The sequence below is a fragment of the Streptomyces sp. NPDC054840 genome, assembly GCF_053611065.1.
Genome location: NZ_JBSGZP010000113.1, coordinates 1 through 14,628 on the forward strand (window position 1 = coordinate 1; position 14,628 = coordinate 14,628).

At 71.0% G+C, this 14,628-nt stretch carries 13 protein-coding genes and 1 pseudogene; 8 read left to right on the forward strand and 6 right to left on the reverse strand.

Translation table 11 applies throughout. The features are described from left to right. Positions 1 to 84 precede the first annotated feature (84 nt). Positions 85 to 855: a bestrophin-like domain gene (locus ACWGIU_RS11255; RefSeq protein WP_453704579.1), complete on the reverse strand. Its 771-nt coding sequence runs from the start codon at positions 853 to 855 to the stop codon at positions 85 to 87. A 1,066-nt stretch (positions 856 to 1,921) separates the two neighbouring features. Between ACWGIU_RS11255 and ACWGIU_RS11260 the strand changes: the two genes are divergently transcribed. Both ACWGIU_RS11260 and ACWGIU_RS11265 read left to right on the forward strand, forming a co-directional pair. Next, positions 1,922 to 2,752 carry an SAM-dependent methyltransferase gene (locus ACWGIU_RS11260; RefSeq protein ID WP_453704581.1) on the forward strand — a complete coding sequence of 277 codons (831 nt, stop codon included), beginning with the start codon at positions 1,922 to 1,924 and terminating at the stop codon, positions 2,750 to 2,752. Continuing rightward, complete coding sequence (locus ACWGIU_RS11265; RefSeq protein WP_453704583.1) at positions 2,749 to 4,986, forward strand: putative bifunctional diguanylate cyclase/phosphodiesterase; 2,238 nt, start codon at positions 2,749 to 2,751, stop codon at positions 4,984 to 4,986. The genes ACWGIU_RS11260 and ACWGIU_RS11265 overlap by 4 nt, the downstream gene beginning before the upstream one ends. Before the next feature lie 21 nt (positions 4,987 to 5,007). Here the strand turns inward: ACWGIU_RS11265 and ACWGIU_RS11270 are convergent, their stop codons facing one another. Continuing rightward, complete coding sequence (locus ACWGIU_RS11270; RefSeq protein ID WP_453704585.1) at positions 5,008 to 6,123, reverse strand: FAD-dependent monooxygenase; 1,116 nt, start codon at positions 6,121 to 6,123, stop codon at positions 5,008 to 5,010. A 105-nt stretch (positions 6,124 to 6,228) separates the two neighbouring features. Between ACWGIU_RS11270 and ACWGIU_RS11275 the strand changes: the two genes are divergently transcribed. Next, the gene (locus ACWGIU_RS11275) at positions 6,229 to 6,897 is read left to right on the forward strand and encodes a TetR/AcrR family transcriptional regulator (RefSeq protein WP_453704587.1); all 669 of its coding nucleotides are present in this window, start codon (positions 6,229 to 6,231) and stop codon (positions 6,895 to 6,897) included. 37 nt (positions 6,898 to 6,934) lie between these two features. On the opposite strand, the gene ACWGIU_RS11280 is transcribed toward ACWGIU_RS11275, so the two are convergent. Next, positions 6,935 to 7,813, reverse strand: coding sequence for a LysR family transcriptional regulator (locus tag ACWGIU_RS11280; protein ID WP_453704589.1), 879 nt, complete (start codon positions 7,811 to 7,813; stop codon positions 6,935 to 6,937). Between the two features lie 95 nt (positions 7,814 to 7,908). Here ACWGIU_RS11280 and ACWGIU_RS11285 point away from each other — a divergent pair, with 95 nt between their 5' ends. From ACWGIU_RS11285 to ACWGIU_RS11295, 3 genes are read left to right on the forward strand one after another with little or no spacing between them, the layout of a single operon-like run. Further along, positions 7,909 to 8,613 carry a succinate dehydrogenase gene (locus ACWGIU_RS11285; protein ID WP_453704591.1) on the forward strand — a complete coding sequence of 235 codons (705 nt, stop codon included), beginning with the start codon at positions 7,909 to 7,911 and terminating at the stop codon, positions 8,611 to 8,613. Positions 8,614 to 8,615: 2 nt separating this feature from the next. Then, the gene (locus tag ACWGIU_RS11290; RefSeq protein WP_453704593.1) at positions 8,616 to 10,610 is read left to right on the forward strand and encodes a fumarate reductase/succinate dehydrogenase flavoprotein subunit; all 1,995 of its coding nucleotides are present in this window, start codon (positions 8,616 to 8,618) and stop codon (positions 10,608 to 10,610) included. Further along, positions 10,607 to 11,353: a succinate dehydrogenase/fumarate reductase iron-sulfur subunit gene (locus ACWGIU_RS11295; RefSeq protein ID WP_453704595.1), complete on the forward strand. Its 747-nt coding sequence runs from the start codon at positions 10,607 to 10,609 to the stop codon at positions 11,351 to 11,353. Before ACWGIU_RS11290 ends, ACWGIU_RS11295 begins: the two co-directional genes overlap by 4 nt. Positions 11,354 to 11,540: 187 nt before the next feature. On the opposite strand, the pseudogene ACWGIU_RS11300 reads toward ACWGIU_RS11295, so the two are convergent. Together ACWGIU_RS11300 and ACWGIU_RS11305 are read right to left on the reverse strand one after the other, a co-directional pair. Continuing rightward, positions 11,541 to 11,858: pseudogene (locus ACWGIU_RS11300) on the reverse strand (ABC transporter); the annotation flags it as partial. 24 nt (positions 11,859 to 11,882) lie between these two features. Then, entirely contained in the window at positions 11,883 to 12,872 is a 990-nt protein-coding gene (locus ACWGIU_RS11305; protein WP_453704597.1) for an LLM class flavin-dependent oxidoreductase, read from the reverse strand. Positions 12,873 to 12,932: 60 nt separating this feature from the next. Between ACWGIU_RS11305 and ACWGIU_RS11310 the strand changes: the two genes are divergently transcribed. Further along, a complete protein-coding gene (locus ACWGIU_RS11310) occupies positions 12,933 to 13,424 on the forward strand; it encodes a phosphatase domain-containing protein (RefSeq protein WP_453704599.1) in 492 nt (163 codons plus the stop codon). Positions 13,425 to 13,511: 87 nt separating this feature from the next. Here the strand turns inward: ACWGIU_RS11310 and ACWGIU_RS11315 are convergent, their stop codons facing one another. Continuing rightward, complete coding sequence (locus ACWGIU_RS11315; protein WP_030663252.1) at positions 13,512 to 13,727, reverse strand: dodecin; 216 nt, start codon at positions 13,725 to 13,727, stop codon at positions 13,512 to 13,514. Positions 13,728 to 13,891: 164 nt separating this feature from the next. On the opposite strand from ACWGIU_RS11315, the gene ACWGIU_RS11320 reads away from it, so the two are divergent. Then, on the forward strand, positions 13,892 to 14,628 hold a 737-nt coding region (locus ACWGIU_RS11320; protein WP_453704601.1), incomplete at its 3' end, for an extracellular solute-binding protein.

The following is a 14,628-nucleotide window of genomic DNA, read 5'->3' on the forward strand; positions in this document are numbered from 1 at the left end:
ATCCAGTACACGGGCGCCCCTCCGCCTTGCGATCCACGGCACCGGACAACGCGGGCCCGACCGACAAGATCCGAAAGAGACGACCTACCCGCCGAGATCGAGGTGGGGGAACTGGGCGAGGAACGGTTCGGCGGTGGCGGAGATGCCCCGCCCGAACGGTGCGTCGAAGTCCCAGATCAGGAAGAGCAGGAACGCGATCAGGGCACTGAACAGGCCGGCCAGCAGCATCTCGCGGAACGACCGCCTGATCTGCAGGGTGAAGATCAGCCCCACGGTCACCAGGGCGCCGACGATCAGCCCGAACCACACCACCCCCGGCATGGTGGCCCCGGCACTCGAGCCGCGTGCGCTGCGGGCGTCGTCCACCACGGCGACCTGGTCGACCAGCGGCTGGTAGGCCTGCCCCTCGTGATCGGTCTGCGGTACGTGGTCGGTGACGTCCCGGCGGATACGTTCCAGCAGTTCCCCGCCGTGCTCGCTGAGCTCGCCGTGGTCGGCCATCCGCTTCCACTCCGTGTCCACGACGTAGGTCACGTACGCGTCGACATCGGACGCGATCCGCTTGCGCACCTCGGCCGGGTAGACCTCCGAGCGGACACTGATCTCGTGCAGGGCCTGGGCCTCCTGGCGCACGTATTCCTGAGCGGCCCCCCGGCCCTCCCAGACGCCGGCGATCGCCAGGCCCAGCACGATCGCGTAGATCACCCCGATCATCATCGTCATGTACTCGATGACGTCCGGGGTCTCGTTCGGATCGTCGTCGTCGCCGATCCTCCTGTGGTTGAAGAAGGCGATGGACAGCACCACGGCACAGGCCGCGGCCATCGCGAGGGACAGGACGAGCCATTCCGACAAGATGACTCCCAATCGGTTACTGGTGGGGCGGAAGAAGGGCTAGCGCGGGCGCAGCGCGACGATCGCGAGCACCGCGGGAGCAACGGTCATCAAGGTGAATGTCACCGGCGAGATGTGGTGCTCGGCCGGTTTGCGGGCCGCCGCGTGATACGCGGGTCGGGCCACCGGTTTCGGCGGTACGGGTTTCACCTCTGGTACGGGTGGTGGCGGTGGGGCAGGTGGTGCCGGTGGTGGCAGTGCGGGAGCCCTGACCACACGGGGCGCCGGCTTCGGCGGGGGCGGTGCGGGCGGAGCCGGCTTCGGTACGGGCTTCGGCGCCGGCTCGGGAGGCGGCAGGGGCTTCGGCGGTGCGGGCTTCGGGGCTGGGGGCTCGGGCGGTGGGGGCGGGGGAGTCGCCACGGGGGGCGGCGTGGGCTTCGGCGGCTTCGGTGGCGGCTTCGGCGGGCACGGTGGAGGGGGTGGCGGCGGGGGGCAGTGAGGGTGGCCGTGATGGCCCCCGCCATGCCCGCCTCCACGACGTTTCCCGTGGTCGGAGCCCTGGTCGTCACCGTGATGTCCGCCACGCGGGCCGCGGCCGCGGTCGCTGCCACCGGCCACCGAGGCCACCACGGCGGCGGCCGGTCCGTCGCCGGAGTCGGTCGTCGCGTAGGCGCGGCTATCAGCCACGGCCGGCGTGACGGACAAGGCCGCCCACAGCAGGACCGGGACTGCCAGCAGGCGCCTGGCACAGGCTCTGTTCACCCCGGGAGCATGGGCCCGCGCGCGTCCGGGCACGCGAGGCTCGGCCCCGGTTCGCCTGAACGGGTGGACTGCCGACCAGTGAGGTTTGAGCCACTGATGGGTCGGTAGTGTGACGACTCCGATCGACCCTCGGTCAATTCCCATAAGGGACTTGTCGGTATCGGTCATTCCCTCGCCCGGCGTGGCGGCACCTTTGGTGTGTGACGAAGAACGGATCGCCAATTTCCGCTTTTGCTCGCCCCGTTGGGAAATGATCAGTACATTCGGCTCGGACAGGAGTCCGACCTCACACGGACGACCGCAGGACCAACGCTTGGAGACCCCGATGGAGCGCCCCGCCTGGGCCCCGCCAGGCATCGACATATCGGTGCCGAGCGTGTCCCGCATCTATGATTACTACCTGGGCGGGTCCCACAATTTCGAGGTCGACCGCCAGACCGCTCGCCGCGCCATGGAATTCATGCCGGGACTGCCCAAGATCATGCAGGCCAACCGGGCATTCATGCGCCGCGCCGTCCGGCACGCGGTCGCCGAGGGCGTCACGCAGTTCCTCGACATCGGTTCCGGCATCCCGACCTTCGGCAATGTCCACGAGATCGCCCAGGCCGCCAGCCCGCAGGCGCGCGTCGTCTACGTCGACCACGACCCGGTGGCCGTCGCGCACAGCCGGGCCGTCCTCACGGGGGACGACCACAGCGGCATCGTCGCCGCCGACCTGCGCAAGCCCAAGGAGATCCTGGCCGCCCCCGAGGTCGGCCGACTGCTCGACCTCGGCCGCCCGGTCGCCCTGCTGCTCGTCGCCGTCCTGCACTTCCTGGAGGACGCGGACGACCCGTACGCCGCCGTCGCCGAGCTGCGGGACGCGCTGGCCCCCGGCAGTCTGCTGATCCTCACGCACGCCTCGTACGAGGGAATCCCGCTCACCCAGGAAACCGCCGCCGGCACCGTGGGCGTCTACCGGGACATGCGCAACCCCCTCGTCATGCGTACCCGGGAACAGATCAGCGGCTTCTTCGACGGGTTCGAGATGCTGGAGCCGGGCCTCGTGTCCATGCCCGACTGGCGGCCGGACCGGCCCGACGACGGCGAGGACTGCGAGACACCGGAGGACCCCTACACCTTCTCGGGCTTCGGCGGCGTGGGACGCAAGGCGTGAGACTTCCGGCACAGACGGCGGGCTCGCCGAAAGTCGCCGTGGCGCCCGCCGCGGCACCGGCCACCGGGTCCTCGGCGGCCCCGCACGGCGGCATCGAGGACCGGATCGCCCGCTTCGCCACGATCTGGGGCCGGGCGATCTTCCCCGTCACGGCGACCTCGCTGACCCGCCCCGAGTTCGAACGGCACCTCGTGCCCCTCACCCGGACGCTCACCGAGGCCCTGCACGCCCGGCCTTTCGACGCCTCGGTCGCCCAGCAGGTGGGGGCGGAACTCGTCGCCGTGCACTGCACCGACCCCGAGGCCCTGGCCGGCACGCTGGGCGTGATCGAGTCGTACCTGGTGCTCTACTGCGGCCCGGACGGATCCGAGGGTTCCGGCGTGGCAGGCACAGAGGAGTACCGCTCCCGTTGCGCCCGGCTCCAGCACGCCATCGCGGCGGGATACGCCCGGGCCCTGCGGGAACGCACCCTCAGGGAGCAGGAGGCCATCGCGCGCTCCGCGCTGACCGCGCGCACCGACGCGCAGCAGGCCCTGCACGCGAGCGAGGAGCGCTTCCGCGCGGTCTTCGAGGGCGCGGCCGTGGGAATCGGCATCGCCGACCTCGACGGGAACGTCCTGGAGGTCAACGACACCCTCCTGCAGATGTTCGGCGGCCTGGAGGGGCATGTCCGCAGCCGTAACGTCAGCGAGTGGGGACATCCCGACGACACCCCGCACGTCTGGCGGATGTACGGCGAGCTGGTGCGCGGCGAGCGCGAGAGCTACCGCGTGGAGAAGCCGTACTACCGGCACGACGGCACCGTGCTCTGGACCAACCTGACGGTGTCGCTGCTGCGTGACGCCGACGGGAAGCCGCAATACCAGCTGGCGCTGATGGAGGACACCACCGAACGCCGGCTGCTGAACCTGCGCCTGCGCTACGAGGCCACCCACGACGCCCTGACCGGCCTGCCCAACCGGACTCTGTTCTTCGAGCGGCTGGAGAAGGCCCTCAGCGGGGCCGGGGGCGACCGATACGGCCTGTGCTACCTCGACCTCGACGGTTTCAAGGCGGTCAACGACAGCCTCGGGCACTCGGCGGGGGACCGGCTGCTGGTGGAGGTCGCCGACCGGCTGCAGAGCTGCGCGACCGGCCCCGGCGAGGTGGTCGCCCGGCTCGGCGGTGACGAGTTCGTCGCCCTGACCACCGGCTCCGACACCGAACAGAAGGTGACCGACCTGGCGGTCCGCATACTGACCGCCCTGTCCACGCCGATCCGGCTGGAGGGCCGGGAGCTGACGGTCCGGGGCAGCATCGGCATCGTCGAGGGCCGGGCCAAGGAACGCACCCCGGCCGAGGTGCTGCGCAGCGCCGACATCACGATGTACCGGGCCAAGGCGGCCGGCGGCAACCGCTTCGAATTCGCCGACGCCGAGGCCGACGCCCGTGCGATCACCCGCCACGGCCTGACCAACGCCCTGCCCGCGGCACTGGAACGCGGCGAGTTCTTCATCGAGTACCAGCCGCTGGTCCACATGCGCGACGGCAGCGTGCACGGAGCCGAGGCGCTGGTGCGCTGGTCGCACCCGCAGTACGGGGTACTCGGCCCGGACCGCTTCATCCCGCTCGCCGAACGGACCGGGCTGATCGTGCCGCTCGGCCGCTGGGTCCTGGAGGAGGCCGTCCGCCAGGCCCGCATCTGGCAGCGCCAGCACGGGGGTGCGGCCCTGCGGATCAACGTCAACCTCTCGCCGACCCAGCTGCACCACCCGGGCCTGGTCGCCGACACCGTGGCGGTGCTGGAGAAGTCCGGCCTGGCCCCGGGCGCGCTGTGCCTGGAGGTCACCGAGTCGGCCCTGATAGGGGCCGACGACGAGCTCCTGGAACCGCTGCGCCGGCTTGCCGCCCTCGGTGTGGACATCGCCCTCGACGACTTCGGCACCGGCTACTCGAACCTGGCCAATTTGCGGCGCCTGCCGGTCAGCGTCCTCAAGCTCGACCGCTCCTTCACCCAGGGGATGCAGCAGCAGCCCGCCAACCCGGTCGATGTCAAGATCGTGGAGGGGATCGTCGCCTTGGCGCACAGCCTCGAACTCGCCGTCACCGTCGAGGGCGTGGAGACCGGCGCCCAGGCCGCCCAGCTGCGGGCCCTCGGCTGCGACACCGCGCAGGGCTGGTACTACGCCCGGCCCGGAGCCCCGGACCGCATCCACACCCTCTCCCTCTCGGACGCGGTGCCCACGCCCTCGTGACATCCGCCCCGCCGGGCCGCCTCAGGCTCCGGCGGGCGGCTCCGTCCGGGTCATGCCGACCTCCGTCCCGCGGCCGGGGGTCCGGACGGCTTCCACGACCCGCTGGTACCGCTCCGCCGTGTCGGCCAGAACGTCGGCGGCCACCGGCAGCCGCGCCGCCTCGTAGGCGTCGAGCACCTCCTCACTGTCGGGCTCGGTGAGCGCTGCCGCCAGTGTCCGGCCGAGTTCGGCCGCGTCCTGGATTCCGGTGTTCATGCCCAGCCCGCCGGCTATGGGCTGCACGTGCGCGGCGTCCCCTGCGAGGAAGACCCGGCCCTCCCGTATCCGCGTGGCCATCCGGACGTTGACCCGCCAGGCCGAGACCCAGGTGGCGTCGACGAGCCGGATGCCCGGCACCCGGGCGTGACGGTCGAAGATCCGCTGGAAGCTCTCCAGCGAGGGCGGCACCGGTTCGCCCCGTTCGTCCCGCTCCGGCGAGGCCTGCAGCTGGAAGCTGTCCGTCCCCGGCATCGGGCAGAGCAGTACTCCGGTGCCCTCGGAGGTGAACCACTGGTGCCAGACGTCCCTGCTGAGCCCGGGTGCCCTGACATCCCCGATCACCATCGCGGGCTCCTCCTGTCCGCTCCCCTCGAAGGGGATGCCGAGCAGCCTGCGGGTGGTGCTGCGCCCGCCGTCGCACCCGGCGAGATAGCGGGCTCCGATCACGATGCCGTCCGCCAGCTCCGCACGCACCCCGGCCTCGTCCTGGGTGATTCCAACGAGCTCCGATCCGTACTCCACCCGGACACCCAGCCCGGCGAGCCGGTCGCGCAGGACCTTCTCGATCTGCCACTGCCCGAGCAGCAGGCCGGCGGCGGTGGGGGTGTCGTTGATGTGTTCCCCGTCGAAGTACTTGCGCAGGGTCACGCTCGCGCTGCCCGTGGCGACCATCGGTTCCAGCGCGCCGAGCTCTTCGAAGATCTTGAGGCTGCCCGGCAGCAGCCCCTTGCCCCGGGACTCGTGGTGCGGCTCGGTGCGCCGGTCGATGACGCGCACGGTGGCTCCCAGCAGTGCGAGGTCGCAGGCGAGCGTCAGTCCGGTGGGGCCGGATCCCGCGATCAGTACGTCGGTCATCGAGTCGGTCTGTACATCGATCATGGGAGGTCCTCTCCTCGTCGTTGCCTCAAGGAAAGCGGCTCCCGCCAGAAAAAGCAACTCGGTTAAAAAAATAACTCGGTCACGGTTCGTGCTACGCTGTGCGGTATGGAGAACACGACGGGTCTGCGCGAGAACAAGAAGCTCCGCACACGCCACCGCCTGGCGGCCACGGCGCTGGAGCTCTTCCTGGAACGGGGCTTCGACGCCGTGTCGGTGGCGGATGTCGCCGCCGCGGCCGAGGTCTCCAAGCCCACCCTCTTCCGCTACTTCCCGAGCAAGGAGGACCTCCTGCTCGACCGGTTCGCCGACCATCAGGACGAGGCGGCACGCATCGTGCGCGAACGGCCCGCCGGCCGCACGCCGGTGGGCGCCGTGCGCGCGCACTTCCTGACGGCGCTGGCCGAGCGGGATCCCATCACCGGCCTGTGCGACCACCCGAACGTGGTGGCCTTCGCGCGGCTGCTCTACAGCACCGCCAGCCTGCAGAGCCGACTGGGCCACTACACCGACCGCGAGGTGGAACTGCTCGCCGCCGAGCTGGAGGCGGAGGCCGTGCCTCCGCTCGCCGCCCGCCTGGCGGCCATGCACCTGGTGGCCGTCCGTCATGAGCTGGGACGGGAGAACTGGCGGCGGATCGACTCCGGCCAGAGCGCCGACGAGGCCCACGCGGCCGCCGTGGCCGACGCCGACCAGGCCTTCGCGATGCTGGCGGACGGCCTCGACAAGGCGCTGCCGGCAGCCCCTGCCCCGCCGGTGTCCGCGGCGGCGCCATGACGGCCGCTCCGCCCGGCGTGGCCCCGCCGTGCTGGAGTCAGCCGAGCAGTATGCGCTTCAGCTCACGGGCCGCGCGCGGCGGAGCCACGTCGGTGCGGTGGGCCAGGGCGATCGTGCGGCGCAGCGGGGACCCGGCCATCCGGGTCACCCGCAGGCCCGGACCGGCGCGGTCCACCACCATCGCCGGGACCACCGCGATACCGAGCCCCGCCCGGACGAAGCCCAGGACCGCGTCCATCTCGCCGCCCTCCACGGTGAAGACGGGCTCGAAGCCCTCCGCCCGGCAAGCCGCCACCGTGAGCTCCCGCAGGTCGTAGCCGTGCCGGAACATCACCATCGGCTCGTCCCGCAGCCCTGGAATGGTCAGCTCGGCGCCCTCGCCCGGCGCCGGCCGTTCCGCAGAGGAGACCACCACGAGGTCTTCCGTCAGCAGCTCCACCGTGGTCAGGGCCGGCGCGGAAGGGGGCAGCGGCAACGCGATCAGGGCCAGGTCCAGGGCCCCGCGCGCGAGCTCCCGTACGAGGTCGAGCGACCCGCTCTCCTCGATCAGCAGCTCGATCCCGGGATGCGCGTCGTGGAAGGCCCGCAGCACGTCCGGCAGCAGGCCCGTGCAAATGCTGGGCGTGGCGCCGAGCCGGACGCGCCCGCGCCGTAGCTGCGCCAGTTCCTGCACCTCAAGCCGTGCGGTGTCCGCGTCCGCCAGGATCCGCCGCGCCAGCGGCAGCAGCGTCTCACCCGCGTCGGTCAGCGTGATGTTGCCCCGGGCCCGGCTGAACAACTCGGCCCCGAGTTCCCGCTCCAGCGCCTTGATCTGCTGCGAGAGCGAGGGCTGCGCCACGTGCACGCGCTCGGCGGCCCGGGTGAAGTGCCGGGTCTCGGCGACGGCCACGAAGTACAGGAGCTGCTGGAACTGCATGCGCCCACGCTACCGCCTTCCATAGCTGCCCCCTATCGATATCAGCTGAATCATGTCTTTGCCCTTTCGGGGCGGCCCTCCGTACCGTCGAAGACATGGCTCTGGCAACGCGGACGGATCGACGGCCGTCCATCACACGCACGATCTGGGACTCTTCCGTCGGCAAGAAATCCGTGATGGCCGTGTCCGGCCTGATCATGCTCGGCTACCTCGTCGTGCACATGCTCGGAAACCTCAAGATCTTCTTCGGGGCGGACGAGTTCAACGGCTACGCCCACTGGCTGCGCACCCTCGGCTCGCCCTTCCTGCACCACGAGTGGGCCCTGTGGCTCGTCCGCGTGGCACTGCTCGCAGCGGTCGTCGCCCACGCCGTGTCCGCGTACCAGCTCAGCCGCCGCGACATCAAGGCCCGCCCGGTCAAGTACGCCCACAAGCGCCGCCGCGCGAGCTACGCCACCCGCACCATGCGCTGGGGCGGGATCATCCTCGGCCTGTTCATCGTCTGGCACCTGCTCGACCTCACCACGCTCACCGTCAACGAGCGCGCCTGGTCCGGCCACCCGTACGAGAACGTCCTGTCCACCTTCTCCACCTGGTACGGGAACACCATCTACATCGTGGCGATGGCCGCCCTCGGCCTGCACGTCCGCCACGGCTTCTGGAGCGCCGCGCAGACCCTCGGAGCCGGCAGCGCCCGACGCGAGCGGACGCTGAAGTTCCTGGCCAACGGCCTGGCCCTCGTCCTCTTCGCCGGCTTCGTGTCCGTCCCCGTAGCCGTCATGACCGGAGTGGTGAACTGACCATGAGCGCACACCAGCACGACCACGACGAGCACACCCACACGCGGCACCGCCACTACGCCGGCTACACCACCGGCGCGCCCGTCGCCGACACCAAGGCCCCCGAAGGCCCGATCGCGGACCGCTGGGACCGCCGCCGCTTCGAGGCCAAGCTCGTCAACCCGGCCAACCGCCGCAAGCACACCGTCATCGTCGTCGGTACCGGCCTGGCGGGCGGAGCGGCCGGCGCGACCCTCGCCGAACAGGGCTACCACGTGGTCCAGTTCTGCTTCTCCGATTCACCCCGCCGTGCCCACTCCATCGCCGCCCAGGGCGGCATCAACGCCGCCAAGAACTACCGCAACGACGGCGACTCGGTGCACCGCCTCTTCTACGACACCGTCAAGGGCGGCGACTTCCGCGCCCGCGAGTCCAACGTCCACCGCCTCGCCCAGATCTCGGTGGAGATCATCGACCAGTGCGTGGCCCAGGGCGTCCCCTTCGCCCGCGAGTACGGCGGCCTCCTCGACACCCGCTCCTTCGGCGGGGTCCAGGTCTCCCGCACCTTCTACGCCCGCGGCCAGACCGGCCAGCAGCTCCTGCTCGGCGCCTACCAGGCGCTTTCCCGGCAGATCGCCGCCGGCAACGTCGAGATGCACGCCCGCACCGAGATGCTCGACCTGATCGTCGTCGACGGAGTGGCCCGCGGCATCGTCGCACGCGACCTGATCACCGGCGAGATCTCCACGCACTACGCCGACGCCGTGGTCCTGGCCAGCGGCGGCTACGGCAACGTCTTCTACCTCTCCACCAACGCCATGAACTCCAACGCGACCGCCGTCTGGCGGGCGCACCGGCGCGGGGCGTACTTCGCGAACCCCTGCTTCACCCAGATCCACCCCACCTGCATCCCGCGCACCGGCGACCACCAGTCCAAGCTCACCCTCATGAGCGAGTCCCTGCGCAACGACGGACGCATCTGGGTCCCCAAGGCCAAGGGCGACACCCGCGCCGCGGCCGACATTCCCGAGGCGGAGCGCGATTACTACCTGGAGCGGATCTACCCCTCCTTCGGCAACCTCGTACCGCGCGACATCGCCTCCCGCGCCGCGAAGAACGTCTGCGACGAGGGCCGCGGCGTGGGCCCCGGCGGGCAGGGCGTCTACCTCGACTTCGCCGACGCCATCCGCCGCATGGGCCGCGACAAGGTCGCAGAGAAGTACGGCAACCTCTTCGACATGTACGAGCGGATCACCGCGGAGAACCCGTACGAGGTCCCCATGCGGATATACCCCGCCGTGCACTACACGATGGGCGGCCTGTGGGTCGACTACGACCTCCAGACCACCGTCCCCGGCCTCTTCGCCATCGGCGAGGCCAACTTCTCCGACCACGGGGCCAACCGCCTCGGTGCCTCCGCCCTCATGCAGGGCCTCGCCGACGGCTACTTCGTGCTCCCCTCCACGATCAACGACTACCTGGCCCGCCACCCCCACCGGAGCCCCGTCGACGATGCCCACCCCGAGGCCGTGGCCGTCGTACGCGAGACCCGCGAGCGGCTCGCGAAACTGCTCGCCGTCGAAGGCGACCGCACCCCCGACTCCTTCCACCGCGAGATCGGCGAACTCATGTGGGAGTACTGCGGGATGGCGCGCAGTGAGGAGGGGCTGCGCACGGCGCTCGGCCGGATCCCCGAGATCCGTGAGGAGTTCTGGCGCCGGATCAAGGTCCCGGGCAGCGGCGAGGAGTTCAACCAGTCGCTGGAGAAGGCCAACCGCATCGTCGACTATCTCGAACTCGCCGAGCTGATGTGCCTCGACGCGCTCGCCCGTGCCGAATCCTGCGGTGGCCACTTCCGGGAGGAGTCCCAGACCCCCGACGGCGAGGCGGCCCGCCGGGACGAAGCCTTCTCCTACGCCGCGGCCTGGGAGTTCACCGCCACCGGGGCCGCCCCCGTCCTGCACAAGGAAGACCTCGTCTTCGAGTACGTCCACCCCACCCAGCGGAGCTACGCATGAAGCTCACCCTGCGCGTCTGGCGCCAGCGCGGCGCCGGCGACCCCGGCCACATGGTCTCGTACGAGGTCACCGGCATCTCGAAGGACATGTCCTTCCTGGAGATGCTCGACACCCTCAACGAGGACCTCATCCTGCGCGGTGAGGACCCGGTCGCCTTCGACCACGACTGCCGCGAGGGTATCTGCGGCGCCTGCAGCCTCGTCATCAACGGCGACGCACACGGCCCGGAACGCACCACCACCTGCCAGCTCCACATGAGGTCCTTCGCCGACGGCGACACCATCGACGTCGAGCCCTGGCGGGCCGCCGCCTTCCCGGTCGTCAAGGACCTCGTCGTCGACCGCGGCGCCTTCGACCGGATCATCCAGGCCGGCGGCTACATCACCGCCCCCACCGGCGCCGCCCCCGAGGCGCACGCCACCGCCGTACCTAAGGCCGACGCCGACTTCGCCTTCGAGCACGCCGAGTGCATCGGCTGCGGCGCGTGCGTGGCGGCCTGCCCCAACGGCTCCGCGATGCTCTTCACCTCCGCCAAGGTCAACCACCTGAACGTCCTCCCGCAGGGCTCGCCGGAACGCGAGACCCGCGTGCTGGACATGGTGGCCCGGATGGACGAGGAGGGCTTCGGCGGCTGCACCCTGACCGGCGAGTGCGCCACGGCCTGCCCGAAGGGCATCCCGCTGCCGTCGATCGCCGCGATGAACAAGGAGTGGCTGCGGGCGGTGCGCAAGGGCCCCCGCTGACGCGCGAGGTCTACCGCGGACGTGACACTTCGACGGCAACTCCCAGGGCCCGCCCCAGGTACGGGGCCGTACGGCTGCCCGTCGCGGAGGCCACTTGCGACGGCGTACCCGCGGCGACCACCCGGCCGCCCGCGGTGCCGCCGCCCGGGCCCAGGTCGATGACCCAGTTCGCGCCCGCGACCACCTGGGAGGAGCGCCGCTGCTCCAGCGACACCGCCGGCGGCAGCCCGGTGACGGAGTCCACTTTCGGCGCGCCGATCTGGTGGATCAGGCGCCGGGCGTACGGGGCCACGGACTCGAAGTACCGGCGCTGGGCCTCGGCGTAGAGCGTGCCGAAGGCGAGCGAGCTCTTCCCGGAGCCGGAGACCCCGGTGAACACGGTCAGCGCGTCGCGCGGGATGTCCACGTTGACGCCGCGCAGATTGTGCTCCCGGGCGCCCCGGACCCGCACATAGGGGTCGAGGGGCTTGCCGGGAGGGGCGGGGGTACCGGCGGCCTGGTGCATTCGTCCTATTGCAAAGGCTCGCGTTCAGAGGCCCCTGATCCGGGCCAGCCGCGCATAGGAGTCCAGGAGCGCCGTGCGGTCGTACGTGGAGGTGGTGACCAGGAGTTCGTCCGCGCCGGTCCGTTCCATGACTTCCGACAGTTCCGCCGCCACCTGCTCCTCCGTGCCGTGGAGGTGTCCGGCCAGGGCGCCCTCGTAGAGCTCCCGTTCCTTCGGGGTCATCTCCAGCACCTCGATCTCCTCGGCCGGGCGCAGCGACGGGAAGCTGCCGCGGGTGCGGGAGTGCGCGAGGGCCCAGGCCTCCGGGACCAGGATGCGGCGGGCCTCCTCCGCGGTGGTGCCGATCGCCACGGTTCCGGAGACCACGACGTACGGCGCAGCGCCCCTGGCGGAGGGCCGGAACTCCTTGCGGTACGCCTCGATGATCCCGCTCACCCGGTCGCGGGCCCGCAGGTCCCCCACCACCAGCGGCAGCCCGGCCCGTGCGGCGATCCCGCCACCCTCGCCGGTGGCCAGGACGTAGGCCGGGATCCGCAGCCCTTCGGCGGGGTGGGCGTGCACCTCGGGGTGGGCCCGCTGCGTGCCGTCGAGCCAGCCCAGCAGTTCGGCCAGCTGCTCCTCGAAGCGGTCGGCGTCCCCGGTGTCACGGCCCAACGCCCGCCGGATGCCGTTGGTGAAGCCGACCGAACGGCCGAGGCCCATGTCGATCCGGCCGGGGAACAGTGCCTCCAGGACCCCGAACTGCTCCGCCACCACCATCGGCTGGTGGTTGGGCAGCATGACCCCGCCCGTGCCGACCCGGATCCGGTGCGTGGCTCCGGCGACGGCGGCGGCCAGCACCGTCGGCGCCGAGCCCGCGACACCGGGCACGCTGTGGTGTTCCGAGACCCAGAAGCGGTGGTAGCCGAGCTCCTCGGCCGTCCGGGCCAGCTCCACGGTGTCGCGCAGGGCCTGCGGGGCCGGGTGGCCCCGGCGGGTGCGCGACCGGTCGAGTATCGACAGTTTTCGGATCACACAGGACTCAACGCCCAGCGGCCGTGAGGATTCCCCGTACGGCTCTCCTACGCTGACGGGATGAGTGAGCACACCACCCGGCCGCTGGCCGTCTTCGACCTCGACAACACCCTGGCGGACACCGGCCATCGCCAGCACTTCCTTGAGCGCCGGCCCCGGGACTGGAGCGGCTTCTTCGCCGCCGCCCCGGCCGATCCGCCGCTCGGGCGCGGGGTGGCGATGGCGGTGGAGAGCGCGGCCGGCTGCGAGGTGGTGTACCTGACCGGGCGCCCCGAGCGGTGCCGCGCGGACACGCTCGACTGGCTCGCCCGCCACGGTCTGCCCGACGGGCGGCTGTTCATGCGCGGGAACCAGGACCGGCGGCCGGCCCGCACGACCAAGCTGGAGGTGCTGCGGCGGATCTCGCGGGGCCGGGAGGTGCGGATGCTCGTCGACGACGACGAGCTCGTCTGCCAGGCCGCGCGCGCCGCCGGATTCCGGGTGCTGCTCGCCGACTGGGCGGCGGACGCGCCGGAGCTGAAGTCCGCCCAGGAGGTCGACGGCCGGACCTGAGCCGGAGAGTCGGGTCCGGGGTCGGGGGGTGCTCCCGGGGCCCGGGCTCGGCCCCGGGTCCAGGGCCGGGGCCGCCGGGTCGGGGGCTCAGTCCTCGCCTTCGAGGCGGAAGCCGACCTTGAGTCCCACCTGGTAGTGGGCGATCTCCCCGTTCTCGATGTGGCCGCGTACCTGAACCACCTCGAACCAGTCCAGATTCCGCACGGTCTGGCCCGCCCGGGCGATGCCGTTGCGGATGGCCTGATCGATGCCCTCGTGGGAGGTGCCGACGATCTCGGTCACCCGGTACGTGTGATTGGACATGGAGGTCTCCCGAAGGTGGGTGGCTTTTGCCTGGTTCTACGGTGCCCCAGTAACTCCGGGTCCGCGAACTTTGGGCGAACAGTCCCGAGGGAAAGGCCCTTGACCGGCCTATTGGTCTATGCCAATTTCGAGCCATCTGAGTCCGACCCCAGAAGGTGGCCCTCTTGAAGACGCGATTCCTCGCCGTGTGCACGGCCCTCGCGGCCGCAACCGCCCTCACGGGCTGCAGCCAGTCGGCCGACCCGGCCGGACGGTCGCAGAAGGTGACGCTCTGGCTGATGAAGGGCAGCGCCTCGGAGGACTTCATCGGCAAGTTCACCGCGGCGTTCGAGACGGAACACCCGGGCATCGACCTGGACGTCAGGATCCAGGAGTGGACGGGCATCGGCGACAAGGTCACCGCCGTCCTCGACGGCACGAGCAAGGAGAGCGCCGACGTCATCGAGGTCGGCAACACCCAGGTCGCCAAGTACATCGAGACCGGCGGCCTCGAAGAGCTCACTCTCGAAGGCCTCCGCGAATGGGGCAGCAAGGACTGGCTCAAGGGCCTCGCCGAACCGGGAACCATCAACGGCGCCCAGTACGGAGTTCCCTGGTACGCCGCCAACCGGGTGGTCATCTACCACAAGGACCTCTTCGCGACCGCCGGGATCAAGACCCCGCCCAGGAACCGCCAGGAGTGGATCCAGGCCACCCAGAAACTCGACAAGGGCGACCAGCAGGGCATCTACCTCGCGGGCCAGAACTGGTATGTCCTCGCCGGCTTCATCTGGGACGAGGGCGGCGAACTCGCCGTCGAGACCAGCGGCAAGTGGGTCGGCACCCTCGACGACGACAGAGCCCTGGCCGGCATGGACTTCTACAAGCAGCTCCAGGCCCTCGGCGACGGCCCCAAGGACGC

Coding starts and splice junctions, on each gene's coding strand:
- ACWGIU_RS11275 (WP_453704587.1), top strand. CDS start 6,229: ATGGAGAACACGACGGGTCTGCGCGAGAACAAGAAGCTCCGCACACGC.
- ACWGIU_RS11310 (WP_453704599.1), top strand. CDS start 12,933: ATGAGTGAGCACACCACCCGGCCGCTGGCCGTCTTCGACCTCGACAAC.
- ACWGIU_RS11315 (WP_030663252.1), bottom strand. CDS start 13,727: ATGTCCAATCACACGTACCGGGTGACCGAGATCGTCGGCACCTCCCAC.
- ACWGIU_RS11260 (WP_453704581.1), top strand. CDS start 1,922: ATGGAGCGCCCCGCCTGGGCCCCGCCAGGCATCGACATATCGGTGCCG.
- ACWGIU_RS11295 (WP_453704595.1), top strand. CDS start 10,607: ATGAAGCTCACCCTGCGCGTCTGGCGCCAGCGCGGCGCCGGCGACCCC.
- ACWGIU_RS11285 (WP_453704591.1), top strand. CDS start 7,909: ATGGCTCTGGCAACGCGGACGGATCGACGGCCGTCCATCACACGCACG.
- ACWGIU_RS11290 (WP_453704593.1), top strand. CDS start 8,616: ATGAGCGCACACCAGCACGACCACGACGAGCACACCCACACGCGGCAC.
- ACWGIU_RS11270 (WP_453704585.1), bottom strand. CDS start 6,123: ATGATCGATGTACAGACCGACTCGATGACCGACGTACTGATCGCGGGA.
- ACWGIU_RS11280 (WP_453704589.1), bottom strand. CDS start 7,813: ATGCAGTTCCAGCAGCTCCTGTACTTCGTGGCCGTCGCCGAGACCCGG.